We start from the raw sequence: 26,137 nt of genomic DNA, 5'->3' as shown, positions 1-26,137 counted from the left end.
CTCTTCCAGGGGGCGTCGGCGCGAGGAGTTGGCCGCCGCATGGGTGTTCCCATACCGAACCCTTACCTGAACGCGGGGTGCAGTTGACCTCGGCGGCTCTAAGGTTTGCCTAAGCTAAGCGAAACGCCCTGGACCATCCGTCCGGGGCGTTAGCCGTGCCCGCCCCGCCGGCGCTCCCGGTGGGGCGGTAGAGGACAGGTGACGACCCGGGGCGGCCCGGGGGAGGAGCCCGCTGCATGTGGGATGAGGCGTTTCCCAGCTTTCTGATCGGGCTGCGCGAAGGGCTCGAAGCAGGCCTGATCGTGTCGATCCTGGTCGCCACGCTGGTCCGGGCCGGCCAGAAGGGCCGGCTGCCCCAGGTGTGGACGGGCGTCGCGGCGGCCGTCGCGCTCAGCCTCAGCTTCGGCGCGGTGCTCACCTTCACCGCCGCCAACCTCTCCGGCCACGCCCAGGAGGCGTTCGGCGGGGTGCTGAGCCTGATCGCGGTCGGCTTCGTCACCGCGATGGTCTTCTGGATGCGCCGCTCGGCGCGCACCCTCTCCGCCGACCTGAAGGAGAAGGTCCAGGCCTCGCTGGCGATGGGCGCGGGCGCGCTCGTGCTGACCAGCTTCCTCGCGGTCGCCCGTGAGGGGCTGGAGACCTCGCTGTTCCTGTGGACCAACGCGCGCACCGCCGGGGAGTCCACCGGGCCGCTGCTCGGCGCCGCCGTCGGCCTGCTGCTCTCGGTGGGCCTGTGCTGGGGCCTGTACCGCCGGGCCCTGAAGATGAACCTCACCAGGTTCTTCACCATCACCGGCGCCGGCCTGATCGTCGTCGCCGCGGGCGTGCTCGGCTACGGTCTGCGCGACCTCCAGGAGTCCGGGCTGGTCGGCGGCGGCGGCACGTACGCCTTCGACCTGAGCGGGCACCTGGACGCCACCTCCTGGTACGCCACGCTGGTCCAGGGCACCCTCAACCTGACCGTCACCATGACGGTCCTCCAGGTCGTCGGTTACATCGCCTACCTGAGCATCGTGATGACCCTCTTCATCGAGGGCGTGCGCGGCGGCAAGGCGGCCCCGGCGGCCCCGGCGGCCGCTCCCGCTCCCGCCGAGGCGAGGACGGAGGCCGGGAAGGCCGAGCAGCCGGCGCGCACCGGCCGTCCGCGCTGGGTGCTGCCGACCGCGGCGATCGCCGTCCCGGTGGTGGTGGCCGGTGCCGTGATCGCCGTGAGCGACGGCAAGCAGGACAGCTCCGCGACCGTCGCGGTCTCCGAGAAGGAGTGCGGCAAGGGCTTCGGCAGCCCCCAGCCCGGCCAGCAGGTTTTCCAGATGCACAACACCGGCGACAAGGTCTCCGAGGTCTACCTGGTCAACCCTGGCAGCGGCGCCGTCTACGGTGAGATCGAGGGCCTCGCCCCCGGCACGACCCGCGCGCTCACCGCCACCATCGGCTCCGGCGACTACGCCTGGCGCTGCGTGCCCACCGGCGGAACCGCCGTCACCTCCGCCACCGTGCACGTCACCGGCGGTGCCGAGGTCAAGGCCGTCAAGCCGGTCTCCGAGGACGACCTCAAGGCCCCGCTGGACAGCTACAAGGACTACGTCAACAAGGGCCTCGCGACCCTGATGACGCAGACCCAGAAGGTCCAGGCCGACGTACGGGCCGGCGACCTCGCCACGGCCAAGGCCGACTGGCTCACCGCCCACCTCCAGTACGCCTCGCTCGGCGCCGCCTACGGCACCTTCGCCGACCTCGACAAGAAGATCGACGGCCGCGCCGACGGCTACGCCGACAAGGCCCAGGACCCGGGCTTCACCGGCTTCCTGCGGCTGGAGTACGGCCTCTGGCACGGCCAGTCCGCCGCTGACCTGACGCCCGTCGCCGACGAACTCTCCCAGAACGTCGCCAAGCTGGTGCACGACTTCCCGACCCAGGACTTCGACCCGGGCGACCTGCCGCTGCGCGCCCACGAGATCCTGGAGAACACCCTCCAGTTCGAGCTGACCGGCGACACCGACATGGGCAGCGGCACCAACCTGGCCACCACCCAGGCCAACCTGGCGGGCACCCAGGAGCTGCTGACCCTGCTGCAGCCGCTGCTCGACGAGCGCGATCCGCAGGTGCTGGTCCGGGTCAACGCCGACATGAAGCGGGTCGGGGACCTGGTCGCCGCCGCCCGCACCGCCGACGGCTGGACCCCGCTGGACAAGCTGCCCGCCGACAACCGGCGCCGGCTGAACGGCGCCACCGGCCAGCTGCTCGAAGACCTCTCGCCCATTCCCGCCATGCTCGAAATCCGGAAGGCCGCCTGATGACCGACCACACCGCAGCCGCCGGCTCCTGCCCGTTCCCGCACGCCGCCGCTGCCGCCGTCGGGCAGGCCGGCGAGCCGGGCGTCGAGCAGGTCGTCGAGCAGGGGAGCTGCCCGGCCGGTCCGGCCCGCCGCAGCTTCGTCCGGGCCGCGCTCGGCGCGGGCGCGGGGGCCGCCGTCCTGGCCGGCGGGGCGTTCGGCCTCGGGGCCGAGCCGGCCGCCGCCGGGGACACCCACCAGACCAAGTCCGGGGCCGTCCCGTTCCACGGCGACCACCAGGCCGGCATCACCACCCCGGCCCCCGGCTACGCGGCCTTCGTCTCGTGCCAGGTGATCGCCCAGGACCGCAAGGGCCTGGAGGACCTCCTCCGGACCCTGACCGAGCGGATCCGCTTCCTCACCGCCGGCGGCACCCCGCCCGACCTCGGCGTCGGCGCCCCGCCGTCCGACAGCGGCATCCTCGGCCCCGTGGTGCCCACCGACAACCTGACCGTCACCGTCGGCGTCGGCGCCTCGCTGTTCGACGACCGCTACGGCCTCGCCAAGGCCAAGCCGGTCAAGCTGACGCCGATGAGGACCTTCCCCAACGACAACCTCCAGGCCGACGAACTGCACGGGGACCTCTCGCTGCAGATCTGCGCCGACCGGCAGGACACCGTGCTGCACGCGCTGCGCGACATCACCCGGCACACCCGCGGCGGGATGCAGATCCTCTGGCGGATCGACGGTTTCCAGAACCAGTCCCGCCCGGACGGCGCCCAGCGCAACCTGCTCGGCTTCAAGGACGGCATCGTCAACCCGGACACCACCTCCAGCCGCGAGATGGACCGGCTGGTCTGGGTCACGGACGGCATGGGCGAGCCCGCCTGGGCGACCGGCGGCAGCTACCAGGTGATCCGGATCATCCGGATGCTGATCGAGTTCTGGGACCGGGTCAAGCTCAGCGAGCAGGAGAAGATGTTCGGCCGCCGCCGCGACACCGGCGCGCCGCTGGACGGCCACCAGGAGAACGACGCGCCGGACTACGGCAAGGACCCGGACGGCAAGTCGATCCCGCTCAACGCGCACATCCGCCTGGCCAACCCGCGCACCGCCGACACCGACACCTCGCGCATCCTGCGCCGCGGCTTCAACTACGACCGGGGCGTCGACAAGGCGGGCAACCTGGACATGGGCCTGGTGTTCTGCTGCTACCAGCAGGACGTGGTGCGGCAGTTCGAGGCCACCCAGACCCGGCTGATCGACGAGCCGCTGGTGGACTACATCTCGCCGACCGGGGGCGGGTACTTCTTCGTCCTGCCGGGCGTGAAGGACAACGCCGACTGGCTCGGACGGGGGCTGCTGGCCGCCGTCTGAGGGTGAGGTCGTCGACGGGCCCGGTGCCGGTGCGCACCGGGCCCGTTCGTCGTGTGCGGCCGTCCGGGAGCGAGCTGTTCGCCCCGGTGGTTCCTACGGTTCGGTGCGGGCCGGGTCGGTCCCGTCCCCGACGCCGAGCCGCCAGGACGCGACGTCGCGGTAGCGGATCGGTCCGGGGCCGCGGCCGATGTTGCTGCCCACGAGGTGCAGGCGTTCGGCCGGCCACGGCCGGCCCACGAAGCCGCTGAGCCCGGCCGCGGCCAGGGGAACGCTGAGCGGGTCGTCACGGCGGGCCCGGGCCAGCGTCAGGTGGGGGCGCAGCGGCCGGTCCCTGAACCCGATCCCGCAGGACGTGACCACCTCCCGGACGGCGGCGGCCAGTTGGTGCAGCCCCTCCAGGTCGCCGTCGATCCCGGTCCAGAGCAGCCGCTCGTCGAACTGGCCGCCGCCCCGCAGGCTCAGCCGCAGGGCGGGCAGCGACGCGACGGGCCCGGCCAGCGCCGCCCGCAGCGACGGCACCACCGTGGACGGCTGCTCGCCGAGGAAGGCCAGGGTGATGTGCCAGTCCTCGATCCGGTTCCACCGCAGGCGCGGGTACCCGGTGTAGGCGGGCTGGAGGGCCCGGGCCAGTTCGTCCTTGGCGTCGTCGGGCGGGGCCAGGGCCACGAAGACGCGCCGCGTCGGGGGTTCCGGGTGATCGTGCACCAGGGATTTCTAGCACCCCGGCACCGGTCACCGACCGGCGCCGCCCCCGGTCCGGGTCCGGGCCGTCCCCGGTCCGCCCGCGAGCAGGCTGCCGCCAGCTGGGGGTCACCGACCCCGGCGTGCCCGACGCCCGGGGCCTGACCCATCGCACCGTCCGGTGGTGGCAGCGGGTGGGTGCAGCGCACCCACGACCCGGCCCGTGGGGCGGGTCTAGCGTGGCCGGCATGGAAAGCAACAACGAGCTCGGCGAGTACCTGCGTGCCCGCCGCGCGGTGATCACCCCGCGGGACGTCGGGCTGCCCGACGGCGGGGACCGGCGGGTGCCCGGACTGCGGCGGGACGAGGTGGCGCTGCTGGCCGGGGTGAGCACGGACTACTACATCCGTCTGGAGCAGGGTCGTGAGCGGAACCCCTCCGAGCAGGTGCTCCGGGCGATCGCCGCGGCACTGCGGCTGGACGGTGCCGCGGCGGGGCACCTGTTCCGGCTCGGCCTGCCCGTCTTCGCCGCGGCGGCCGCGGCACCCGCCGTGGCCCCGGAGCTGGTGCGGCTGATGGACGGCATGCGCGACGTGCCGGCCTTCGTGGTCGGCGCGGCACAGGACGTGCTGGCCGCCAACGCGATGGCGCGCGAGCTGTACCGTGGGTTCGCCCGGTACGACAACCTGCTGCGAATGATCTTCCTGGATCCGTTCGCGCGGGAGTTCTACGTCGACTGGGACAAGGCGGCGCACACCGCGGTGGGCAACCTGCGGGCGTCCTCCTCGCAGTTCCCCGAGGACGGGCGGATCGAGCGGATCGTCGGCGAACTCGGCGTGCGCAGCCCCGCCTTCACCGGCCGGTGGGCCCGTTACGAGGTCCGTCCCCGCACGCAGGAGGACAAGCACTTCCGGCACCCCCGCGTGGGTGAGGTGCGGCTGCACTTCGAGGCGCTGGCCGTCACCAGCGCCGCGGGCCAGCACCTCTCCGTCTACAGCGCGGAACCCGGCAGCGCCGGCGCCGATGCCCTGGTCCTGCTCCGCCGACTGGCCGAGCAGCGCACGGCCACCACCGTTCCGGACACCCCCGCAGAGGACGAGGACGTCCGAGCATGACCGCCGCCCGTCACGCCGGCCGGCCCTCCCTGACCCACGCACCCGCACCGAAGAAGGCACCTCACTCCATGCTGCTCCCCTCCACCGAGGCGGGCCGGGGACGGACCGTCGTCCTGCTGCACGCCCGGCCCACCGACCGCACCATGTGGGACGCCCACCTCCCGCTGCTCGCCGAGGCGGGCGTGCGGGCCATCGCCCTGGACCTGCCCGGACACGGCGACGCGACCGTGCCCGACCGCCGCGAGGTGGCCCCCTGGTCGGACGTGCTCGACACGCTCGACCACCTCGGGGCCGACCGCTTCGTGCTCGCCGGGAACTCGCTGGGCGCCCTGGTGGCACTTCAGACCGCCGTCACGGCACCCGAGCGGGTGGAGGGCCTGGTGGCCGTCGGGTACCGGCCCCACGACCAGCCCGCCTCCCCACGTCTGGAGGCCGCCTGGGAGGCCGAACGGACGGCGCTGGCCGCCGGCGACCTGGACGCCGCGGTGAAGGCCGGCGTCGAGGCGTGGACCGCGGCCGGGGCCACCGAGGAGGTACGCACCCGGGCCGCCCGCATGCTCCACCGCCGGCTGGCCGACCAGCTCACCCACGGCGAACCGCCGCAAGCGGTGGATCCCCTCGGCACGGGCCCGGCGGCGCTGCGCACGCTCAGGGGCGTGCCCGCCCTGGTCGGCGTCGGCGAGCACGACATGCCCGACTTCCACGAGGGCGGCGATGGCCTGGCCCGCGACCTCGACGCGGGTGGGATCACCGTCATTCCCGGCGCCGGACACCTCGCCCCGCTGGAACGGCCCGCGGTGTTCTGCGCTCTGCTGCTGGACTTCGTCCGCCGCCTCCCGGAGCAGTCGTCGCCCGCGCACAGGTAGGGCGCGTCCGACAACTCGCGCCGGGCGCGCGAGAGTTGTCGGACACGCCCCAGGATCCGGCGCCGGCCGTCGACGTCAACCGGCTAGCCGCCGAGGGTGAAGCCGATGACGGCGCCGCCGCCCTCGCGGTTGGCGGCGAAGGCGGTGCCGCCGTGGGAGCGGGCGACCTCGGCGACGATGGCCAGGCCCAGGCCGGAGCCGGGGAGGCTGCGGGCGGCGGTGGCGCGGTAGAAGCGGTCGAAGACCCGGTCGAGGTCGTCCTCGTCGATGCCCGGGCCGCGGTCGCGGACCTCGACCCGCGGGCCGCGCGCCACCAGCTCGATCGCGGACGTCCCGGCCGGGTCGAACTTGGCCGCGTTCTCCAGCAGGTTGTTCACCGCGCGGGCCAGCGCGTCCGGGCGAGCGACGACGACGGTGCCGTCCGCGTCCACGGTGATCTCCCGGTCGCTGCGCCGACGGGCCTGGGCGGCGGCCTCGTGCACCACGTCGGCGAGCAGTACCTCGACCGGGTCCTCGTCCGCCTTGCGGTCGGCCGCGAGTGCCACCAGCTCCTCCACCAGCTGGGTCAACTCCCTGGCCTCCTCGGAGAGATCGGCGAGCAGCGCGGCGCGTTCGGCGGGTGGCAGCCGGTCGATGCTGGGCAGCACCGCGAGGTTGGTGCGCAGGCTGGTCAACGGGGTGCGCAGCTCGTGCCCGGCGTCCTGGACGAGCCGGCGCTGGTTCTCCTTGGCGGTGGCGAGGCGGACCAGCATCCGGTCGAAGGCGCGGCCGAGCCGGCCCACCTCGTCCGTCCCGGCGGCGGGCACCGGTACGTCCAACCGGCCGCTGGAGGCGACCAGTTCGGCGGCGTCGGTGAGCCTGACCAGGCGGCCGGTGATCCGTCCGGCGACCAGCCAGCCGGCTCCGCCCGCCACCAGCACGACGGCGGCCACCACGGCCGCCATCTGGGTGCGCAGCCGCGCCAGCAGCTCCTCGACGTCGTCGAGCCGCTGCACGATCTGGACGGCCCCTCGGCCGCCGCCGAGCGAGACCACCCCCACCCGCCAGGTGGCGCCGGGGAGGTCGCGCTCGCCGGTCACCGTCCGGGCGGGGGCGTCGGCGCGGGCGAGCGCGCGGTCGTCGGGAGAGGTCGGCAGGACGATGTGGGAGGTGCCCGGGAGGACGGCCCCGGTGGGGTCGAGGGCCTGCGCGGTGACCCGGATCGGGTGCAGCAGCTGCTCGCTCAGGCCGCTCGGGCCGTTGAAGTCCCCGGGGAACAGCTTCTCGCGGTTGACCTGGCCGCTCACCGCGTGGACGGCGGAGTTGAAGTCGTCCGTCTCGTCGTCCCGGATCAGGGCGGCGGCGGCGCGGTAGCCGAGCGTGCCGATCAGGACGGCGACCAGCGCCGCCATCGCCGCGAAGGCGAGCGAGAGGGTGGTGCGCAGGCCCGGGAGGGGCAGGCGGGGGCGGCGGCCCGCGGGGCCGGTCACGGCTCGCGCAGCGTGTAGCCGACGCCGCGGACGGTGTGGATCAGCGGGGCGAGGCCGGGGCGGTCGAGCTTGCGCCGCAGGTAGCCGATGAACACCGCGAGGTTCTTCGAGCCGGGGCCGAAGTCGTAGCCCCAGATCCGCTCGTACAGGGTGGTCTGGTCGAGGACGGCGCCGGCGTTGCGGGTGAGCAGCTCCAGCAGGTCGAACTCGGTGCGGGACAGCTCCAGTTCCAGCCCGCCGCGCCAGGCACGGCGGGCGGGCGGCTCGACCCGCAGGTCGGCGACGGTCAGCACGTCCTCCGGGGTCTCGGCGGGCGGGTTGCGGCGCAGCAGGGCGCGCAGCCGGGCGAACAGCTCGTCCACGTCGAAGGGCTTGACCAGGTAGTCGTCGGCCCCGGCGTCGAGTCCGGCGATCCGGTCCGGGACCTCGACCCGGGCGGTGAGCATCAGCACCGGGGTGCGGTCCCCGGCGGCGCGCAGCCGGCGGCAGACCTCCAGGCCGTCCGGGGCCGGCATCATCACGTCGAGCACCAGGACGTCCGGGCGTTGCTCGGCGAGGACGGCGAGGGTCTGGGTGCCGTCGGCGGCTATCCGCACCCGGTAGCCCTCCAGCGTCAGGGCGCGGGTGAGCGAGTCGCGGATGGCGCGGTCGTCCTCGGCGATCAGCACGGTGTGGGTCATGGAGAAGATTCTCCCTGGCGTGCTCACGGCAGTGGAGGGCGGGGCGCGGGATTCCCGCCCGCCGTGGGTTTCGCGCGCCGCTTCGTGGGCGTACGGTGGCCACACGGTGGCGTGCCGCCGGGTGGGCCGCCGGTCCGTGTTGGTACGCCCCGCCGGAGGCCGCGATGGCAGAGCGGATGGCTTTCCTCACCACCCCGCGCGCGGAGCGGGAGCGGCGGGACGCGCGGGAGCGGCTGGGGGACTGGCGGGAGGTCTACCGGCCGGGGGCCCTGCTGCCGCTGGTGAGCGGGCAGGCGGAGCGGTGCATGGACTGCGGACTGCCGTTCTGCCACGCGGCGTGCCCGCTGGGGAACCTGGTGCCGGAGTGGAACCGGCTGGCGGCGGACGGGGACTGGCGGGGCGCGGCCGCCCGGCTGCTGGCGACGAACAACTTCCCGGAGTTCACCGGTCGGCTCTGCCCGGCGCCGTGCGAGAGCGCCTGTGTGCTGGCGATCGACGGCGCCGCGGTGGCGATCAAGAACATCGAGCTGGCGATCGCCGACCGGGCCTGGGAGGAGGGCTGGGACGGGCCGCTGCCGCCGGAACGGCGGGGCGCGGTCCGGCGGGTGGCGGTGATCGGCTCGGGGCCGGCCGGGCTGGCCGCCGCCCAGCAGCTGACCCGCGCCGGGCACGCGACCACGGTCTACGAGCGGGCCGACCGCCCGGGCGGTCTGCTTCGCTACGGGATACCGCCGTTCCGGCTGGAGAAGCACCGGCTGGACCGGCGGATCGACCAACTGAGGGCCGAGGGGACCGAGTTCCGCACCGGGGTGTGGGCGGGGCGGGACGTCACGGGGGAGTGGCTGCGGGCCGAGTACGACGCGGTGGTGGTCGCGGTGGGTGCCACCGCCCACCGGGAACCGGCCGTGCCCGGGTGCCGGCTGCCCGGGGTGCATCCGGCGATGGAGTACCTGACCTGGGCGAACCGGGTGGACGAGGGGGACGTGGCGAGTTCGCCGCTGTCCGCCGAGGGCAGGTGGGTGGTGATCGTCGGCGGCGGGGACACCGCGGCCGACTGCCTGGGGACGGCGCTGCGCCAGGGCGCGGCGACGGTCACCCAGTTCGACATCAATCCGCGTCCGCCGGGGCACCGGGCGCCGGGGCAGCCGTGGCCGGTCCACCCCAAGGTGTACCGGGAGACCACCTCGCACGAGGAGTCGGGGGCAGTGGCAGGAGGGCCGGAACCGTCGGCGGCGGGAGGGCCGGGACCGTCGGCGGCGGGCGGCCGGGTGTTCGAGGCGGTGACGGTCGGGTTCGAGCCGGGGACGGACGGGCGGCTGGCGGCCGTCCGCTTCGCGTCCTGCACGGCGGGCGGGCGTGAACCCCGGGCGGGCACCGAGCAGGTGCTGCCCGCGCAGCTGGCCCTGCTCGCCCTGGGGTTCAGCGGGCCCGAGCCGGACCAGCCGCTGTTCGCCCAACTCGGCCTGGCCGTCGGGCCGGAGGGCACGCTGGAGCGGGACGACGGCTTCGGCACCGCCGCCGACGGGGTGTTCGTCGCGGGGGACGCCGGGCGGGGCCAGTCGCTGATCGTCTGGGCGATCGCCGAGGGCCGCTCGGCGGCCGCGGCGGTGGACCGCTACCTGCGCGGGCGGACCGAACTCCCGGCGCCGGTACGGGCGTCGGCGCGGGCGCTCACGCCGTGAGGGCGGGGGCGCCCGCGCCGGTGGGCCCGGCGGCGGGGCAGCGGCGGACGGGGCCTAGGGTCAGCTGAGGCCGAGGACCGAGAGGGCGGTGGTCCAGTCGGTGGCGATGGCCTGCTGGGCGGGCACCAGGTCCACCTGGTGGTTGCAGACCGCGCGGTAGAGCTTGTACTCCACGGTGTCCTTGTCGGTGGAGGACATGCCGCTCGTGCCGGTGGTGTAACGCGGCTCGGGCCAGAGGTTGTTCGGGTCGGTGGGGTTGCCGCCGAGCGACAGCGGGATGAAGTGGTCCTCCTCGTAGTCCGCCGTGTTCGTGTCCGCGTAGCCGTACTGGGCGATCTGCTGGACCTTCAGGCGGTTGGTGTACGTGCTGGAGGGGCGGATCGAGGTGCTGTAGCCGCCGACGCAGATGGTGGAGTCGATGGTGTCCTGGCTGACGTCCGGGTTGGTGGCGCCGGGGGTGCAGGACGGGTCGGGCAGCGGCAGGTAGGCCTGGGAGCAGGTCGCGGCGAGGGCGGCGCGGGTGTGGGGGGCGCCGGCGGGGGCGGCGTGCGCGCTCCCGGCGGTCGCGAGGGCGGCCGCGGTGAGCACCACGGTGGCGACGGCGGGGGCGAGGCGGTGGACGCGAAGCATGTGGGGAGCTCCCTGTCACGGGCCCGGCGCGGGGTGCCGGGCGCTGTGTGTCCATGTCACCACCAGCGGGTCTATGCGAGTAGATGGGATGTGGTGAATATCTGACCAAGAATCAGTCAACGAAGGTAGGGCGAGATTTCGCTTGACGTGACCCGGCGGGTGGACGGGCGTGCGCATGGTGAGGAGGGCGTGCGGCGGGGCTGCCCGCCGGTACCCGCCCCCACGCGACGCGTGGCTGCCCCGCACGCCGTCTCCCGCGTCGCGTGTCCGTAGTGACCAGGGGTAGGGGCCGGGCAGCAGACGACGGAGGGGGACCGCCATGACCGACCGACTTCCCGGGGCGCCCGCACAGCCACCGGCGCAGGTGTCCGCGACGCAGCCCGCGCAGGTGCCGACGCAGCCACCGGCGCCGTCCACGGACTCGTCAGCGGTCTCGTCAGCGGTCTCCTCCGCGGACTCGTCCACGGTCCCGTCCACGGTCTCCTCCACGGTCTCGTCCGCGGTCTCGCCTCCCGGGCCGGTGCCGCCGGCCGTGGCGGGCCTGCCCGTGCCGCTGGTGCCGCCGGTGCCGCCGTGGTCCGGGGGTGGGCAGTCGCCGACGGTGCTGGGGCACGCGGCCCGCAGCATCCCGAAGGCCACCCTCGTCCCGCTGAAGGTGGACGGCCCGCCGCACAGCCCCGGCTTCGTGAAGCACGCCTACCTGCGCCGGCTCGACCTCCGGGCGGAGGAAGTGGCCGCGCTGCGCGGGCGGTTGACGGCCGAGCTGCCCTGGGACCTGCTCGCCGCCTCCGCCGCCGACCCCGGCGACCGCCTGCTGCGGGCCGCCGTACTGGCCGACGTGCACGGCCCCGCGCTGCGCGAACTCGGCGGCGCGCTGGAGGCGTTGCGCGGGACGGACGCCACGGTGGAGGGGCGGGCCCGGGCCGGCCGGGCCGCCGCCGCGAACGCCGCGTACGACCACAACGCGGCCGTCGAGCCGATCGGCATGCTGAACCTGGAGCGCCTGGAGATGGCCCCGGCCGGGATCGAGCGCGGCGAACTGGTCGCCACCGTCCCGCTGGCGCCGCTGGAGGAGACGGCCGTCACCCAGAAGGAGTGGTCCGTCACCTCCAAGGAGTTCAGCTCGATCGTCACCGACTCGCTGGAGAACGTCAGCGAGACCGGCGTCACCGACAACACCGAACTCGCCCAGTCCACCTCCAACCAGCTCCAGCACAGCAACCAGTTCAACGTCACCGGCACCGTCTCCGGCGGCATCTCGCTGATCTCCGGCTCCGCCAGCTCGGGCATGACCAGCCAGAGCGCCGACTCGCAGTCCGCCACCGACAGCCGCAAGCACGCCACCACGATCACCCAGAAGGCCTCCGCGCGCACCAAGCAGGAGCACAAGGTCACCATCACCACCACCACCGTGACCGGCTCCTCGGAGACCACCACCCGCACCCTCAGGAACGCCAGCGCCACCGACCCCGTCCGGATCGACTACTTCAGCATGATGCGCAAGTGGCGGGTGCGGCTCTACCGCTCCGGGCTGCGGCTGACGTACGACCTGGCGATCCCCGAGCCGGCCGGTGCGCTGCGCCAGTCGTACGCCGAACTCGCCGCGCTGGAGGCGCGGTTGGGGCCGTTCCGGTTCGACGTACCGCATTCCGACATCACCGAGGAGGTCCGTGCCGGGGAGAGCCAGGCGCACTACCTGGTGCTCGCCGAGCGGTACGGCGCCGCGGTGCCGCTCGCCCCCGCCCCGCACCCGGACATCCACGTCAACGTCACCGCGCCGAACACCGACGGCGCCGTCATCTTCGACGCCCCGCCGCTCAACGTCCCGGACCGGTACTGGATCAAGGAGCTGCTGTTCCAGTTCACCTCCGAGAGCCGCAGCGGCAACTACAACTACAACCTCAAGGTGCTGGGCAGCGGCATCCCCGAGTGGAACGAGCCGTTCGGCACCCACGGCCCGGTCGACCTCGCCGACCCGGTCAACGGCGGGCTGCTGGCGCACGCGAGCGGCCAGTGCACGGTGAGCTTCCACCTGGTCAACAACCGGCAGACCTGGCTGAGCCTGACCGCCGTCGTCGAACCCACCGACGAGGCCCGGCGGCAGTGGCAGAACGAGGTCTGGGCGGCGCTGTTCAACGCCGCCCAGACCAAGTACTACGCCGAGCAGCAGGACCTCGCCGCCCGTGCCGCCGCGCTGCGCGAACGCCTCAACGGCGTGGACACCCTCACGCTCCGGCGCGAGGAGAGCGACGAGATCATGAAGGGCGTGCTGCGCTTCATGCTCGGCGTCGACTACCACCTGATGCCGTCCGAGGTGGTGGACGCCTTCAGGGCCTCGGTCGGCAACGACCCCGACCGGCTCGGCCACGGCGCGGGCTTCCCCGGCGACGACACCGGCGCGCTCGGAACGAGCGCCGCGGCCTGGGCGGCGGTACTCGGGCACGAGTCGGAGGTGGCCTTCGTCAACCAGGCCATCGAGTGGGAGAACGTGGTCACCTTCCTCTACTCCTACTTCTGGGACGCGCCCGCCGCCTGGCCGTTCGTCAGCCGGATCAGCCACCCCGACGCCAACCGGCAGGCCTTCCTGCGGGCGGGCAGTGCCCGGGTGGTGCTCACCGTGCGCAAGGGCTGGGAGGAGGCCTGGGTGCGGTTCGCCGAGGGCGGCTTCCGCGGCGCCCCGCTGCCCGCCGACCACCCGTACCTGACGATCGCCCGGGAGATCGCCGCCTACGACGACCGCAACTATCCGGGCATCCCGCCGGCCAACCCGGGCAGCAGCTCGCTGCTGCTGGAGGACGAGGTGGTGACCACCTGTGCGGCCGTCGTCCAGCCGGCCGCCGGGGGAGCGCCGGTGCTGGTGCCGGTCGCCTCCAGCGCGGGCTTCGACCCGGGCACCGTGGTGGTCGTGGACGAGTACGACGACCGGCGGATCCAGGAGACCGCCTCGGTGGTGCGGGTGCCGGACGACGGTCACCTGCTGCTGTCCGGGCTGACCCACCGGCACGACGGCAGCCTGACACCGTTCCCGGTCCGCCGCCCCGGCCACCGGGGCGCGCTGATCGCGGAGTGGAACGAGTACACGCCGACCTCGGGGACCGACATCGCGGTGAGCAGCCCGTTGAAGGACATCGCGTGAGTTTCCTCAAGGACCAGGACACCTGCCTGCTGCTGGGCAAGGCGCGCGAGGAGCCGCCGACCGTCTTCGAGTACCTGGCCGCCGAGTTGTGGGTGCGGCACCACTTCGGGGTGGACTGGGACGCCCGCCCCGGCGCGACCTGGGTGACCTTCCAGCTCGACCGGATCTCCGAGTGGTGGGGCACGCCCGGCCGGGACCGGCCCGGCCGCGAGGAGGCGCTGCCGTACGGGCGGCTCACCGCCCAGCCACAGGACCCGGTGCTGCGGATGGTGCTCCAGGTGCTGTCGGAGGACCTGCGCAACGCCTTCCCGACGGCCAAGGTCGACGCGATCAAGCGGCTGCTGAAGGACCGCAGCACCCCGGCGGTCAAGCTGATCAGGGCCGTCCGCGAACTCACGCCGGGCGGTTCGCTCAAGCCGGACCTGCTGGGTCTGCAGAACCACGTCCCCGAACTGCGGATGGAGGCCCTGGAGGTCGGGACGGAGAGCGGCGCCCTCGACACCTACCGCGAACTCCAGGGAAAAATCGCCGTGTTGCGCGACCCGTGCGGCCGGGTGATCGAGAACCGGCTGGTCGCCATGCAGCGCACCGCCCTCCAGCAGCTGCCGTACTCGGTGGTCGCCACCGGCACCGACTGGCGGCTCGGGGCCGGGCTGAAGATCCTGCCGATGCCGGTCAACGTCACCGAGCAGGACGGGGAGACGTACGTCGACTGGATCTGCTACTGGCCCACCGACCGGGCCGAGTTCCGCGAGTACCCGAGGCCGGCCAACGGGCGTCCGGGGTACGACGGGCTGGTGCTCTACCACATCCACCGGGTGCCGCTGCGGGCGGTGCAACTGCCCGACAGGATCCGGGAGGCGATGCTCAACCTGGTGCGGGCGCGGCTGCGGCCGGCCCCGCTCGGTCCCACGCTGGTACCGGAGTTGGCGGCGTCGATCGAGCGCGACCGGCGGCTGTTCACCCGTGAGGGCGAGCTGTTCCTGGCGGGACTGGGCGCGGTCGGGCTGCTGGCCCTCGGGGTGTGGGCGGCGCTGGGCACGGGCGTGGTGGCCGGGTTGGGGGTGGTGGCCAAGGGCGGGCTCGTCGCCGCGGCGAACGCGCCCGAGCTGTTCGTCGGGGCGGTCGCCGCGGCGGCCCGGCTGGCGGACCAACTGTGGTCGGTGGTCTCGCAGTTGGGGTACCTGCTGCCGTCCTTCGGGTAGGGGGCCGGCCTCGGGGTTCCGGGGTTGGGGGTTCCGGGTTTGGGGGTTCCGGGTTTGGGTTCGGGGGTTGGGGTTCGGTTCGGGGGTTGGGGTTCGGGGATTTCGGGCGCCGAGGTCAGCGGGGCAGTCGGCGGGCGAAGACGTCCGGGGCCCGGTTGGTGTCGCCCGGGACGAGGCTGCCGTCCTCCGAGGTGAACACCACCGTGGTGCCGTGGGCGTCGACGTACGGGTCGTACGAGGCGCCGGCGCTCTGGGAGCCGTCGGCCGCCAGGCTGACCCGCTCGGTGCGGCCGGTCCGCAGGTCGCGCCGGAAGACGTCGCCGGCGCCGTTGGTGTCGCCGGGCACCAGGTTGGCGGCCGTCGAGTCGAAGTACACCCAGCGGCCGTCGGCGGTCATCCGGCCGTTGACGGAGTCGCCGGTGGTCGTGGTCCCGGGCAGGCCTGCGCTGACCAGGGTCTCGGTGCCCTCCGCCAAGTCCCGGACGTACACCTCGAAGTGGTGGTCCGGCCAGTTGTCGCCGTGCTGCACCCAGGCGGAGTAGACGGCGTAGCGGCCGTCCGCGCTGAGCGAGGGGTAGTCCGCTCCGCGCCAGCCGCTCTTGCCGTCCGGGCTGGCCAGGGTGGTCTCCTCGTCGCGCAGGTCGCGGACGTACAGCGGGTAGAGGTGGGGCTTGAGCAGCTGCGGGTGGTCGGCGGTGCCGGGCGATGCGGCGGTGTGGGGCGATGCGGCCGTGCGGGGCGATTCGGCGGTGCGGGCTTCAACGGAACGGGGTGCCCCGGGGGTCTGGAGGGTGTCGCGGACGAACTGCTCGTCGGACTCCCGGTCGGACTCGGCCCCGAGCCGGGTGGCGGCGTCCGGCGAGAGCGCACCTGGCTGGTCGGGGGCGATGATGTTGGTCGCCTTGGAGATGAAGGCGACGGTTCCGCCGTCGGCGCTGATCACCGGGGAGGCGGAGGAGCCGTTCGCCTCCTTGCCGTCCGCGCCGGTGGTGACCAGGCGGTTCTCCCCGGTCCTGAGGTCGTGGACGTAGATGTTGGCGCCCTGCCAGGTGACCGTGCCGGGGGCCAGGTCGGAGCGGTTGGACTGGAAGGCGATGTAGCGGCCGTCCCGGCTGATCGAGGGGTGGCCGGAGGACCTGTCCTTCTGCGGCCGGCCGGGCTCCTCGCCGACGGAGACCAGGGTGGTCTCGCCGGTCCGGCGGTCGTGGACGTAGACGTCCTGGTACCCGAGGTCGGCACCGGGCGCGAGGTTGGTGGCGGAGGAACTGAAGGCGACGTAGCGGCCGTCGGCGCTGATGGCGGCCTCGAAGGAGGCGTCGTCGGCCTGGGCGCCGTCCGGGCCGGTGTCGACCCGCTCGGTGCGGCCGGTCCGCAGATCGCGGACGAAGACATCGCTCTTGCCGTTGGTGTCGCCGGGGACGAGGTTGGTGGCGGCCGAGGTGAAGACGGCGTAGCGGCCGTCGGCGCTCAGGCCGGCGGCACGCGAGGCGCCGTCGGGCTGCGCCGGGCCGAGGCCGACGGACACCCGCTCGGTGCCCGGTGTGCGGTGGGGGCCGGGGTCGGCCTGGGCGGCCTGGGTGCCGGTCAGCGCGAGGGTGGCGGCCGCGCCGAGTGTGCAGACGGCACGCAGCAGATGACGGGCCCTGCGGTGGGGTGGTGCGGTGCGGGTCGGTGTGATGTGTGCGCGAGTCGGCGCGGTCGGTGCGTGGGTCATCGGATCCCCTCCCCTGGGAACGGCCGGGCCGCTTCGACGACGGCGCCTGGTGGCGCCTGGTGGCGTCGAGTGACCGGTGAGGACCGGTGACGTCGAACACCCCCGCCGGCCGGCTCGTGGGTGAGCCAACCGGCGGGTGGGGTGGGCGGTCAACGGCGGTCCGTACGGAACGACGTATTCACGTCAAGGAGAGCGGGACCGGCGTGATGACCCTGCTGCCCAGGCGCGGCACGGACGAGCCCGAGCGGCCCGGCGAGGTGATCGCCCGGCACTCCTCGGCGCTTCCGCGAAGAGCTTCGTAGGGGGCCTTCGTAGGGGGCCTTCGCAGGGGGCTTCGTAGGGCTTTCGTACGGTTGAGCCGCTGAGCCGGCCGTCACGGGACCAGCTCCGGTCGGTGTACCCGCTGGTCGTAGCGCCAGAGCGCGGGGAGGGCGGCGGCCAGGACGGCGCTGCCACCCAGGCAGAGCAGACCACCGGTGCGCAGCGCGGCCCGGATGCCCTGGCGGGCGGCCAGGCCGCCCGCCCGCAGGTCGCCGAGGGCGGGTCCGGCGGAGCCGATCATCAGTTCCAGACCGGCCGCGCGGCCACGGAGTTCGTCCGGAATGGACTGGTTCCAGATGGCGCTGCGGAAGGTGTCGCCGATCCAGTGCCCGCCGCCGGTGACGGCCAGGCAGAGCAGTACGGCCCACAGACCGGGGGCGAGGGCGGCAGCGGCGGTGGCCGCGCCGACCAGGGCGGCGGAGAGCAGGACCAGCCGTCCGTGCCGGTGCGCCCGCTCGGCCCAGCCGCCGGTGGCGGCCGCGACCAGGCTGCCGGCGGCGGACGCGGAGTAGAGCAGGCCGAGCGCCCAGGTCGCGTCCAACTCCTCGGCCAGGAACGGGAACAGCGCGGTGGGCAGGGCGAAGACGGTGGCCGCGAGGTCGGCCAGGTAGGTGCCCAGGAGGTCGGGCCGGCGCGCCACGTACCGGGCGCCCTCGGCGAATTCGCGCAGCGGCGGCGCCTCGGCGTCCCGCTCCGAGGGGACGGGGCGGACGCGGGCGAGCAGGACGATCGACAGCAGGAAGGTCCCGAGGTCGACCAGATAGGCGGAGGGAACGCCGGCGGTCGCGATCAGCAGCCCGGCGGCCGCGGGTGCGGCCACCCCGCCGATGCTCCAGCGCAGCGAGAGCAGCGCTCCGGCCGCCACCAGCTGGTCCGGCGGCACCAGTCGCGGGATCATCGCCTCCAGCGAGGGTTGTTGGAGGCCCTGGACCGCGGCGGCCAGGCCGGCGGCGAGGTAGAGCGGCCAGACGGCGGGCGTGCCGAGCAGGGCGTTGGCCAGCAGCAGGGCGCTGAGCACGGCGAGCGCGACCTCGGTGGCGAGGGCGACGGTACGGCGGTCGGCGCGGTCGGCGAGCACCCCGCCGTAGAGGCCGAACAGGACGGTCGGGACGAGTTCGACCGCACCGACGGCGCCCACCGCGAGCGGCGAGCCGGTGAGGTCGGCGATCTGCAGCGGGATCGCGGTCATGGTGAAGACCGAGCCGAGCAGGGTGACGGTGCCGGAGGTCCAGGTGAGCCGGAAGTCCCGGGAGGAGCGCCAGGGCGTGGTGTCGGGCAGCAGCCGGGAGCGGGGGCGGGGGCGGGGGCGTTCCGGGCGGGGTGGGGAGGGGGGTCGGGACCGGGGGTGGTCCGCTCCTGAGGTCATGAGGAGTCCTTGATCGCCGTTTCCTTATCACTGATAAAGACCGGGTCGGAACTTATCGGCGATAAGGTGGGCTCCGCAAGCGGAATACCGGGAGGGCGAACGGATGGCGCTGCAACGCGACGAGGTGGTGCGCACCGCGCTGCGCGTGCTCAACGAGGAGGGCATCGACGGGCTCACCACCCGGCGGCTCGCCCGGGAGCTCGGCGTGCAGTCACCGGCGCTCTACTGGCACTTCAGGAACAAGCGGGAACTGCTCGACCTGATGGCCGAGGCGATGCTCGCCGAGGCCCTCCCACCCGACCGCCAACCCGACCCGGAACGCTGGCCCGAGTGGATCGCCGCCGACGCCCGTGCCAAGCGCGCCGCCCTGCTCGCCTACCGTGACGGCGCCCGGGTGCACGCGGGCACCCTGCCCACCGAGGACGAACTCCCGGCTGTCGAAGCCCAGTTGAGTGCACTCTGTCGGGCCGGGCTGCGCCCGCGGACCGCCCTGCGGCTGCTGCTGACCGTCGACCGGTACATCATGGGCTGGGTCACCGAGGAACAGGCCTGGCGGCAGGACGCCGCGGAGCGCGCCCGGCCGCCGTTCCCGGACGAGGCCCTGCGCGACTTCCCGCTGCTCGGCGAGGCCGCCGACGTGCTGCGGATGACCGACCACGACGCCGACTTCGACTACGGGCTGCGGGTGCTGATCGAGGGATTCCGGGCGGAGATCGTGCGGGAGGCGGCGGAGGGCTCGGGGTGACGGGGCATGGACTAGCGTGAGCGCCATGACCATCCCTGATCCCCGTGCGCCCCTTGCTCCCCTCGATCCCCGAACGACGGCCCTGGTCCTGATCGACCTGATGGACCGGATCGTCTCCTACGAGCTCGCGCCGCACAGTGGTCCGGAGGTCGTGACGGCCTCGCTGAAGCTCGCCGAGGACTTCCGGGCCGCCGGCGCGCCCGTCGTCGCGGTCCGGGTCGAGCGGCCGGGCGTCGCCGAGCAGCCGCCCGGCAGCGAACTGCTGGCCGAGGTCGAGGCGGTGGCCGACGAGGTCATGGTGAAGCGCACCATCGGCGCCTTCCAGGACACCGGGCTGCACCAACTGCTCCAGGGCCGGGGCGTGGAGACCCTGGTGTTCGCCGGGATCGCCACCAACCTCGGCGTGGAGTCGAGCGCCCGCGCGGCCGCCGACCGCGGCTACCGGCTGGTCTTCGTCGAGGATGCGATGACCGGGCTGACCGAGGCGGAGCACCGGGCCTCGGTGGACCTCGACTTCCCGCGGCTGGGCGAGGTCGTGGCGGCGGCGGACCTGCGGCTGCGATAGCGGGCGGCCACGGGCCGCTCAGGCCGTCCGGTGCAGTGCGAGGACGTTGTCGGTGGCGGTCGCGCTCCGCCCCTCGGGGCCGGTGGCGGTGCGCCGGGGCGCGTGGCAGCGCTCGGTGCGTCAGCCGTCGCCGAGCCGCAGCGCGGCCTCGTGGGCGCGCCTCGCAGCGGTGACCCGCGTATCCACCTGTCCGGCTGTCGACCTCGGTCTTCACCCCGAGTCCGTAGTCCGGTCAAGTCAGGCGCGTCGTCCGTGGTCCGTACGTCGCCGAGTCCCTCGGCAGTTCCAGGGCATCGCGGAGGCGGCCGTCGGCGGCGGCGAGGAGTCGGGCGGCGGTGGGTGCGTCCACGTCGGCGAGCAGGACCAGGACGGCGTCCTTCGTGCGGCCGTCGGTGGCGGTGAGGGCGCGGCGGACGGCGTCCTCGTCGGCGCCGGTGGCTTCGGCGACGATCCGTCGGGCGCGGTCGCGGAGTTTGGCGTTGGTGGCGCGCAGATCGACCATCAGGTTTCCGTAGGTCCGGCCGAGGCGGACCATCACGGCCGTGGACAGCAGGTTGAGCACCAGCTTCTGCGCGGTGCCCGCCTTCAGGCGGGTGGAGCCGGCCAGCACCTCCGGTCCGACCTCCACCTCGATCCCCAGCTCCGCCGCCGCCACCAGTGCCGAGCCCCTGTTGCAGGCCAGCCCGACGGTCAGCGCACCGGCCGCCCGCGCCGCGCGGACGGCGGCCAGCGGGTAGGGGGTGCGGCCGGAGGCGGAGACGCCCACCAGGGTGTCGGCCGGAGTGAGGCCGAGCGCCGCGACGTCGGCCTCGGCGAGGTCGGTGCGGTCCTCGGCGCCCTCGACGGCCTCCGTCACGGCCGTCCGGCCGCCCGCGATCAGGCCGACCACCAGGGACGGTTCGGTGCCGAAGGTCGGCGGGCACTCGGCGGCGTCCAGTACCCCGAGCCGTCCGGCCGTGCCCGCCCCGGCGTAGACCAGTCGGCCGCCGCGCGCCATCCGGGCGGCCGCGGCGTCCACCACGGCGGCGATCGCCGCCAGCTCCCCGGCGACGGCGGCCGGGACGGTGCGGTCCTCGGCGTTCATCAGGCGGAGCAGGTCGAGCGTGGGCAGCCGGTCGATCCCGGCCCAGTCTGCGCGGACCGTCTCGGTGGTGGGTACGGCGTCCTGGGTCATCGCGGCCTCGGGGTGTCCAGGGGTGGCCATGGGGATGGCTGGTCCCTGCGATCCTACGGGCGCTGCCGGTCCCGCGGGGCCGCCGCTGGTGCCGAGGGGCCGCCGCTGGTGCCGAGGGCTGCCGGTCCTGAGGGGGACCGGTTCGTTTGTCAGGCCATCCAGAAGAAGACCGCCGTCATCCGGCGGTCCGCCAGGTCGGTGCCGTAGTAGGTGGTGGCGCTGTGGATCAGGTTGGCGTGGTAGAGCAGCAGTTGGTTGTAGCGGTTGGGGACGCGGACGTCCTCGGTGAAGTGGTCGGCGGGGACGTGGCGGGTGCCGAGGGCCTCGACCAGGTTGTTGTGCGGGGCGTTGACCAGGTTGCCGCCGAGCCTGCCGCCGGGGAACTGCTGCCGGTAGAAGCTGGTGCCGGCGTCCTTGGGGGCGCCCGGGCTCAGGTAGAGCACGGCGGCGTAGCGGCAGAGCGCGCGGGAGTCGGTGTGGGGGCGGGACTCCGACTCGCCGGCGCCGACGACCTGGACACAGTTGTGGTTGAGCGTGCCGCCGCCCGGGGTGCTCTGCACCCAGAGGCGGGAGGCGCCGGTGGCCTTGCGGACCTGGGCCTCGACCCGCGCCAGCTCGCCCGGCTCCAGCCCGGGCATGGTGCGCAGGCCGGGCCAGGTCTCGGGGCGGTGCGGGTAGCCCTCGGTCCAGTCGCCGCGCGCCAGGACGCGTTCGCGGACCGCGTCCGGGTCGGGCAGGACGTTGTCCAGGACCCAGTAGTCCCGGCCGCGGGTGGGCTTGCGGTAGGGCAGGACCGGCAGTGCGGTGGACCTGATGGGCTGTGAGGGCATGGGCCGACCATAGGGGCGTCCCGCGTCAACGATCTGCCGTGAACAGGTCAACCTTTCGTCAAGGGATGGCAGGTGGGAGCGGGTCCCGACGGTCTTTCAGCGGCGGGTCCGGAGGAGGACCGCCGTCAGGACGGGGCGGTGGGCGTCCGCCAGGGAGACCTGGTGCGCTGCCCGCCGGTCGGTCTGGTCGGTCTGGTCGTGCAGTCGGTCCGGTCCGTCAGCTCTCCCGGACTGCGTAGGAGCCGAGTGCGCCCTCCAGTCGGTCGAAGGCCTGGGCGGCGGACGGGCGGACAGCGGCGGCGATGGCGGCCTGCTCCTCGCCGGCCAGGGTGCGGCGGAAGACCTCGGAGAGCACCGCCCGGTCGACGGCGGCGAGCAGGGCGGCGGCGACCCGGCTCTCGAAGTCGACGCCCCGGGGCTCCTCGGGAGCCGGGTGGACGGCCTCGGCCAGCGCCTCGGCGAGTGCGGCCTCGCTCTGCTCGTTCAACTCGCGCAGCCGGGCGCCGAGGGCGGGGCTCTCCGCGATGGTGCGGGCGAAGTCGGGGCCGGAGAAGCCGAGTCTCGGATCGTGCCGGTCCAGGCCGGCCAGGCAGTCGCGGCGCAGTGCGGCGAGCGCGGACTCGCCGGGGGCGCGCGCGGTGACGGCGTGGGGGAGCCGGTCGACGATCTCCTCGTGCAGGTCGAAGAAGAGGTCCTCCTTGCGCGGGAAGTGGTTGGTGACGGTCATCTTGGCGACCCCGGCGGCGGCCGCCACCTCGGCGATGGTCGTGCGGTCGAAGCCGCGCTCGATGAAGAGCCTGGTCGCGGCGTGCGAGATCGCCTCGCGGGTGCGGCGCTTGTTGAGCTCACGCAGGTTCGGGGTGGTGGTGCCGGTGTCGGTCATGGTCCGAGCCTAACGCAGCTCGCTGGGTCGAGCACAGTAATTAGGCTTGACCTAATCAGTGGGTCCGTCCTAAGTTCTTTCCGGGCGGTCGGAGCGGCCGCCGGAGGAACGACCCGGGGGAGGGCGCATGACCAGGTCGGTCACCACGAGGGGCAGGTCCGGCGAGGCGCGATCGGCGCGGGCGGGGCGGTGGGAGCCGTTGCCACCGGGCCTGTGGAAGATGGGTGTGGTGCTCGCGCTGGGCCCGATCCTGGCCCTGCTGGACACCACGATCGTCAACGTCGGCATCGACTCGGTCGCCCGCGATCTGCACGGCTCGATGGCGACCGTGCAGTGGATCGCCACGGGGTACCTGCTGGCGATATCGCTCACCATGCCGCTCTCGGGCTGGGCCGCCGGTCGGTTCGGGGCCAGGCGGGCCTGGCTCGGCTCGGTCGTGCTGTTCGTGCTCGGGTCCGCGCTGTGCGGCCTGGCCTGGTCGACGGGCAGCCTGATCGTTTTCCGGGTGCTCCAGGGCATCGGCGGCGGGATGATCCAGCCGCTCGGGCAAGCGATCATGGTGCAAGCGGCCGGGCCCTCCCGGATCGGGCGGGTGATGGGCACCCTGCTGTTCCCGATCAGCCTGGCCCCGGTCCTGGGGCCGATCCTCGGTGGGCTGGTGGTGGAGCACCTGGACTGGCGCTGGATGTTCCTGCTGAACGTGCCGGTGGGGCTGCTGACGGTGCTGCTGGCGGCACGCTGGCTCCCGGCCGAGGCCCGGTCCGGGCTCCCACGGCCCCGGCTGGACGTGACCGGCCTGGCGCTGCTGTCGCCCGGACTGACCGCCCTGCTCTACGGACTGTCCACGGTCGGTGGGGGAGGCACGGCCGGCCCGGTGGCGGTCGTCGCGGGCGCGGTGCTGCTGGCGGCCTACGGGCGGCACACGCTGCGGGTCGGTCGCCGCGGCGAGCGGGCTCCGCTGATCGACCTGCGGCTGTTCGCACGGCGGGGCTTCGCCGTGGCGACGGCGAACAGCTTCCTGCAGGGAGCCGTGCTGTACAGCTCGATGTTCCTGGTACCGCTCTACTACCAGCAGGTGGAGCACACCGGAGCGGTGGCAGCCGGGCTCCTGCTGGCACCCCAGGCGCTCGGTACGGCGATCACCTCGTTGCTCTCCGGCCGAATAGCCGACCGCTTCGCGCCGCGCCCGCTGATCCTGATCGGCATCGGCTGCTCACTGCTCGGCATCCTTGCCTTCACCCAACTCGGTGACGGCGCCGGCCCTGCCGACTGGCTGGTCGTCGGTTCCCTGGCTCTGCGTGGGGTGGGCATGGGGATCGCCGTGATCCCCGGGATGGCGGCGGTGTACGGGAGCGTCGAGAAGGCGAAGGTGCCCGCGGCCGCAGGTGCGGTCAACGTGCTCAACCGGCTGGGCGGGGCGCTCGGTACGGCGGTGCTGACTCTGGTCCTCCAGCAGACCCAGGCGGGACATTCCGGGCACCCCGGGGCGGCCTTCGGTACGACCTTCTGGTGGGTGCTGGGCCTGTCGGCGCTCGCGATCGCACCGGCCCTGCTCTACCCGGGCTCCACGCGTACGACAGACTGACCGGCCTCCGCTCCTTGGCCAACCATCCCCTCCGCCCGACCCTTTCGACCCTGTTCGCACTTGGAGGTACTCGTGCTCACCAAGCACCCCGGTGGCCTGCGACTGCTCACCGTGCACGCCCACCCCGACGATGAATCCAGCAAGGGCGCGGCCACCCTCGCCCGGTACGCGGCCGAGGGCGTGGACGTCCTGGTCGCGACCTGCACCGGTGGCGAGCGCGGTTCGGTGCTCAACCCGGCGCTGGACCGGCCCGAGGTGCGGGCCGACCTCACCCGGATCCGCCGTGAGGAGATGGACGCCGCACGTGAAATCCTCGGCGTGCGCCAGCAGTTCCTCGGCTTCGTCGACTCCGGGATGCCGGGCCCGGACGAGCCGCTGCCGGAGGGCTGTTTCGCCGCCCAGCCGTTGGAGGTCGCGGCGGCGCCGCTGGTCGCGCTGATCCGGGAGTTCCGTCCGCACGTCGTGATCACCTACGACGAGACGGGCGGGTACCCGCACCCGGACCACGTGATGACCCACAAGATCACCGTCGAGGCCTTCGAGGCGGCTGCCGATCCGAAGCGCTACCCCGAGGCGGGCGAGCCGTGGCAGGTGGCGAAGCTCTACTACCACCTGGCGCTCTCCCGGGCCTGGTTCCAGACGCTGCACGACGCCATGACGGAGCGCGGAGTCGCTTCGGGGATGGCCGAACTGCTCGCCGGCTGGCCGGACACGCCACCCACCCTCGCGACCACCACCCGGATCGAGTGCGCCGATCGGTTCGCCGTACGGGACGCGGCGATGCTGGCCCACGCCACCCAGGTCCAGCCCGGCGTCGCGTTCATGGCGCATCCACGGGACATCGAGCGCGAAGTCTGGCCGACCGAGGACTACCACCTGGCACGGAGCTTCGTGCCCGGGTCCGGCATCGCGGGCGGGGCAAGAGGGTCGGTTGGGTCGGTCGGGTCGGCCGACGCGGTCGAGAACGATCTGTTCGCGGGGGTGAGGGCGGCGGACAGGGCTTGAGCAAGGAGTTCGAACAGGGCAGGTTGATCTCATGACGAATCCTCAGCCTGCCGCCGATCAGCACAAGCTTCCGGCCGGTCAGGAGCCGCGGACCCGAACCCACAGTTGGACGGAAGGTCCGCCGATCTCCGAGTTCTCGCACCTCACCGGTGCGGAGATCCTGCTGGAGTGGATCGCCGGGCGCATCCCGGAGCCCTCGATCTGCAGCACCATGGGCTTCCACCTCACCGAGGTGAAGCCCGGCACGGCGGTGTTCGAGGCGGAGGTCGGGGACCATCTCTTCAACCCGATGAACACCGTGCACGGCGGGTACCTGGCGACCCTGCTCGACTCGGCGCTCGGCTGCGCCGTGCTGAGCAAGCTGCCGGCCGGGGTCGGGTACACCACCACCCAGCTGAACGTCCACATGCTCCGCCCGCTTTTCGCCGACTCGGAGCCGCTGCGCTGCGAGGGCGTGGTGCTGCACCAGGGCCGGACGATGGCGACCGCGGAGGCGAGGGTGGTGGGCGCGGAGAGCGGCAAGCTCTACGCGCACGCCACAACCACCTGCGCGATCCTGGCCCCCCGCCCGGGGGTCTGACTCACTGTCGCGAGGCCGGCAGCCGCTGCGGCGACCGCCCGGGGCATGGACGAGGGCCCTGGCTGTCGCGACAGCCAGGGCCCCACCTAACACCGAACGCCGAACACCGAACACCGAACACCGAACACCGAGGGGACCAGGGGGCCGGGGGGGTGGGGGGGGGGGGGGGGGGCCCCCCCCCCCCCCCCGGGGGGGGGGGGGGGGGCGTTGGTGAATGTTAAAAAAAATTTGGGGGGGGTGTAAACCCGCGAAAAAG

21 protein-coding genes are annotated in these 26,137 nt (G+C 73.7%); 12 read left to right on the top strand and 9 right to left on the bottom strand.

The features are described 5' to 3' along the window. Window positions 1-236: 236 nt before the first annotated feature. Together efeU and efeB are read left to right on the top strand one after the other, a co-directional pair. A complete protein-coding gene (efeU, locus tag ACZ6Z8_RS04080) occupies window positions 237-2,294 on the top strand; it encodes an iron uptake transporter permease EfeU (RefSeq protein ID WP_465606088.1) in 2,058 nt (685 codons plus the stop codon). After that, window positions 2,294-3,649, top strand: coding sequence for an iron uptake transporter deferrochelatase/peroxidase subunit (gene efeB / locus ACZ6Z8_RS04075; RefSeq protein WP_465606087.1), 1,356 nt, complete (start codon window positions 2,294-2,296; stop codon window positions 3,647-3,649). The genes efeU and efeB overlap by 1 nt, the downstream gene beginning before the upstream one ends. A 93-nt stretch (window positions 3,650-3,742) precedes the next feature. Here the strand turns inward: efeB and thpR are convergent, their stop codons facing one another. Continuing rightward, window positions 3,743-4,354, bottom strand: coding sequence for an RNA 2',3'-cyclic phosphodiesterase (thpR, locus tag ACZ6Z8_RS04070; protein ID WP_465606085.1), 612 nt, complete (start codon window positions 4,352-4,354; stop codon window positions 3,743-3,745). A gap of 224 nt (window positions 4,355-4,578) precedes the next feature. Here thpR and ACZ6Z8_RS04065 point away from each other — a divergent pair, with 224 nt between their 5' ends. Both ACZ6Z8_RS04065 and ACZ6Z8_RS04060 read left to right on the top strand, forming a co-directional pair. Next, a complete protein-coding gene (locus tag ACZ6Z8_RS04065; RefSeq protein ID WP_465606084.1) occupies window positions 4,579-5,445 on the top strand; it encodes a helix-turn-helix domain-containing protein in 867 nt (288 codons plus the stop codon). Then, window positions 5,442-6,311 (top strand): alpha/beta fold hydrolase, encoded by an 870-nt coding sequence (locus ACZ6Z8_RS04060; protein ID WP_465606082.1) that lies wholly within the window; start codon window positions 5,442-5,444, stop codon window positions 6,309-6,311. The genes ACZ6Z8_RS04065 and ACZ6Z8_RS04060 overlap by 4 nt, the downstream gene beginning before the upstream one ends. 83 nt (window positions 6,312-6,394) lie before the next feature. On the opposite strand, the gene ACZ6Z8_RS04055 is transcribed toward ACZ6Z8_RS04060, so the two are convergent. Together ACZ6Z8_RS04055 and ACZ6Z8_RS04050 are read right to left on the bottom strand one after the other, a co-directional pair. Then, window positions 6,395-7,780 (bottom strand): HAMP domain-containing sensor histidine kinase, encoded by a 1,386-nt coding sequence (locus ACZ6Z8_RS04055; RefSeq protein WP_465606080.1) that lies wholly within the window; start codon window positions 7,778-7,780, stop codon window positions 6,395-6,397. Beyond that, window positions 7,777-8,460, bottom strand: a complete 684-nt coding sequence (locus ACZ6Z8_RS04050; RefSeq protein WP_402818176.1) for a response regulator transcription factor — start codon at window positions 8,458-8,460, stop codon at window positions 7,777-7,779. Before ACZ6Z8_RS04050 ends, ACZ6Z8_RS04055 begins: the two co-directional genes overlap by 4 nt. A gap of 164 nt (window positions 8,461-8,624) precedes the next feature. Between ACZ6Z8_RS04050 and ACZ6Z8_RS04045 the strand changes: the two genes are divergently transcribed. Beyond that, a complete protein-coding gene (locus ACZ6Z8_RS04045) occupies window positions 8,625-10,142 on the top strand; it encodes a glutamate synthase subunit beta (RefSeq protein WP_465606078.1) in 1,518 nt (505 codons plus the stop codon). A gap of 60 nt (window positions 10,143-10,202) precedes the next feature. Here the strand turns inward: ACZ6Z8_RS04045 and ACZ6Z8_RS04040 are convergent, their stop codons facing one another. Next, complete coding sequence (locus ACZ6Z8_RS04040; protein ID WP_465606076.1) at window positions 10,203-10,772, bottom strand: hypothetical protein; 570 nt, start codon at window positions 10,770-10,772, stop codon at window positions 10,203-10,205. Between the two features lie 532 nt (window positions 10,773-11,304). Between ACZ6Z8_RS04040 and ACZ6Z8_RS04035 the strand changes: the two genes are divergently transcribed. After that, the gene (locus ACZ6Z8_RS04035) at window positions 11,305-13,908 is read left to right on the top strand and encodes a hypothetical protein (protein ID WP_465606074.1); all 2,604 of its coding nucleotides are present in this window, start codon (window positions 11,305-11,307) and stop codon (window positions 13,906-13,908) included. After that, window positions 13,905-15,113, top strand: coding sequence for a hypothetical protein (locus ACZ6Z8_RS04030; protein WP_465606072.1), 1,209 nt, complete (start codon window positions 13,905-13,907; stop codon window positions 15,111-15,113). Before ACZ6Z8_RS04035 ends, ACZ6Z8_RS04030 begins: the two co-directional genes overlap by 4 nt. 115 nt (window positions 15,114-15,228) lie before the next feature. On the opposite strand, the gene ACZ6Z8_RS04025 is transcribed toward ACZ6Z8_RS04030, so the two are convergent. Further along, on the bottom strand, window positions 15,229-16,827 hold the full coding sequence (locus ACZ6Z8_RS04025) for a TolB family protein (RefSeq protein WP_465606071.1): 1,599 nt from the start codon (window positions 16,825-16,827) through the stop codon (window positions 15,229-15,231). Window positions 16,828-17,200: 373 nt separating this feature from the next. After that, window positions 17,201-18,514: an MFS transporter gene (locus ACZ6Z8_RS04020; RefSeq protein WP_465606069.1), complete on the bottom strand. Its 1,314-nt coding sequence runs from the start codon at window positions 18,512-18,514 to the stop codon at window positions 17,201-17,203. Window positions 18,515-18,617: 103 nt separating this feature from the next. Here ACZ6Z8_RS04020 and ACZ6Z8_RS04015 point away from each other — a divergent pair, with 103 nt between their 5' ends. Then, complete coding sequence (locus tag ACZ6Z8_RS04015; protein WP_465606067.1) at window positions 18,618-19,259, top strand: TetR/AcrR family transcriptional regulator C-terminal domain-containing protein; 642 nt, start codon at window positions 18,618-18,620, stop codon at window positions 19,257-19,259. A 25-nt stretch (window positions 19,260-19,284) separates the two neighbouring features. Further along, on the top strand, window positions 19,285-19,824 hold the full coding sequence (locus ACZ6Z8_RS04010) for an isochorismatase family protein (RefSeq protein ID WP_465606066.1): 540 nt from the start codon (window positions 19,285-19,287) through the stop codon (window positions 19,822-19,824). Between the two features lie 232 nt (window positions 19,825-20,056). On the opposite strand, the gene murQ is transcribed toward ACZ6Z8_RS04010, so the two are convergent. From murQ to ACZ6Z8_RS03995, 3 genes are all read right to left on the bottom strand, one after another. After that, window positions 20,057-21,028: an N-acetylmuramic acid 6-phosphate etherase gene (gene murQ / locus ACZ6Z8_RS04005; protein WP_465606064.1), complete on the bottom strand. Its 972-nt coding sequence runs from the start codon at window positions 21,026-21,028 to the stop codon at window positions 20,057-20,059. A gap of 119 nt (window positions 21,029-21,147) precedes the next feature. After that, window positions 21,148-21,828 (bottom strand): DUF6445 family protein, encoded by a 681-nt coding sequence (locus ACZ6Z8_RS04000; protein WP_465606062.1) that lies wholly within the window; start codon window positions 21,826-21,828, stop codon window positions 21,148-21,150. A gap of 217 nt (window positions 21,829-22,045) precedes the next feature. Next, window positions 22,046-22,711 carry a TetR/AcrR family transcriptional regulator gene (locus ACZ6Z8_RS03995; RefSeq protein WP_465606060.1) on the bottom strand — a complete coding sequence of 222 codons (666 nt, stop codon included), beginning with the start codon at window positions 22,709-22,711 and terminating at the stop codon, window positions 22,046-22,048. A 127-nt stretch (window positions 22,712-22,838) separates the two neighbouring features. Here ACZ6Z8_RS03995 and ACZ6Z8_RS03990 point away from each other — a divergent pair, with 127 nt between their 5' ends. The 3 genes from ACZ6Z8_RS03990 to ACZ6Z8_RS03980 are packed head-to-tail and all read left to right on the top strand — an operon-like array spanning window position 22,839 to window position 25,881. Continuing rightward, complete coding sequence (locus tag ACZ6Z8_RS03990; RefSeq protein ID WP_465606058.1) at window positions 22,839-24,296, top strand: DHA2 family efflux MFS transporter permease subunit; 1,458 nt, start codon at window positions 22,839-22,841, stop codon at window positions 24,294-24,296. 60 nt (window positions 24,297-24,356) lie between these two features. Beyond that, complete coding sequence (mca, locus tag ACZ6Z8_RS03985) at window positions 24,357-25,301, top strand: mycothiol conjugate amidase Mca (protein WP_465606057.1); 945 nt, start codon at window positions 24,357-24,359, stop codon at window positions 25,299-25,301. A 31-nt stretch (window positions 25,302-25,332) separates the two neighbouring features. Continuing rightward, window positions 25,333-25,881, top strand: coding sequence for a PaaI family thioesterase (locus ACZ6Z8_RS03980; protein ID WP_465606055.1), 549 nt, complete (start codon window positions 25,333-25,335; stop codon window positions 25,879-25,881). Window positions 25,882-26,137: the final 256 nt, after the last annotated feature.

It is taken from the genome of Kitasatospora sp. NPDC101108 (assembly GCF_055584725.1).
The sequence above is the reverse complement of the archived record's forward strand: the minus strand, read 5'-3'. Positions and strand labels throughout refer to the sequence as shown.

Bases quoted from the DNA above. Each gene is read 5' to 3' on its own strand.
- ACZ6Z8_RS04050 (WP_402818176.1), bottom strand. From the start codon at position 8,460: ATGACCCACACCGTGCTGATCGCCGAGGACGACCGCGCCATCCGCGAC.
- ACZ6Z8_RS04010 (WP_465606066.1), top strand. From the start codon at position 19,285: ATGACCATCCCTGATCCCCGTGCGCCCCTTGCTCCCCTCGATCCCCGA.
- ACZ6Z8_RS03980 (WP_465606055.1), top strand. From the start codon at position 25,333: ATGACGAATCCTCAGCCTGCCGCCGATCAGCACAAGCTTCCGGCCGGT.
- ACZ6Z8_RS04060 (WP_465606082.1), top strand. From the start codon at position 5,442: ATGACCGCCGCCCGTCACGCCGGCCGGCCCTCCCTGACCCACGCACCC.
- ACZ6Z8_RS04065 (WP_465606084.1), top strand. From the start codon at position 4,579: ATGGAAAGCAACAACGAGCTCGGCGAGTACCTGCGTGCCCGCCGCGCG.
- ACZ6Z8_RS03995 (WP_465606060.1), bottom strand. From the start codon at position 22,711: ATGACCGACACCGGCACCACCACCCCGAACCTGCGTGAGCTCAACAAG.
- ACZ6Z8_RS04000 (WP_465606062.1), bottom strand. From the start codon at position 21,828: ATGCCCTCACAGCCCATCAGGTCCACCGCACTGCCGGTCCTGCCCTAC.
- ACZ6Z8_RS04020 (WP_465606069.1), bottom strand. From the start codon at position 18,514: ATGACCTCAGGAGCGGACCACCCCCGGTCCCGACCCCCCTCCCCACCC.
- ACZ6Z8_RS04045 (WP_465606078.1), top strand. From the start codon at position 8,625: ATGGCAGAGCGGATGGCTTTCCTCACCACCCCGCGCGCGGAGCGGGAG.
- ACZ6Z8_RS04025 (WP_465606071.1), bottom strand. From the start codon at position 16,827: ATGACCCACGCACCGACCGCGCCGACTCGCGCACACATCACACCGACC.
- murQ (WP_465606064.1), bottom strand. From the start codon at position 21,028: ATGGCCACCCCTGGACACCCCGAGGCCGCGATGACCCAGGACGCCGTA.
- efeB (WP_465606087.1), top strand. From the start codon at position 2,294: ATGACCGACCACACCGCAGCCGCCGGCTCCTGCCCGTTCCCGCACGCC.
- efeU (WP_465606088.1), top strand. From the start codon at position 237: ATGTGGGATGAGGCGTTTCCCAGCTTTCTGATCGGGCTGCGCGAAGGG.
- ACZ6Z8_RS03990 (WP_465606058.1), top strand. From the start codon at position 22,839: ATGACCAGGTCGGTCACCACGAGGGGCAGGTCCGGCGAGGCGCGATCG.
- ACZ6Z8_RS04015 (WP_465606067.1), top strand. From the start codon at position 18,618: ATGGCGCTGCAACGCGACGAGGTGGTGCGCACCGCGCTGCGCGTGCTC.
- ACZ6Z8_RS04040 (WP_465606076.1), bottom strand. From the start codon at position 10,772: ATGCTTCGCGTCCACCGCCTCGCCCCCGCCGTCGCCACCGTGGTGCTC.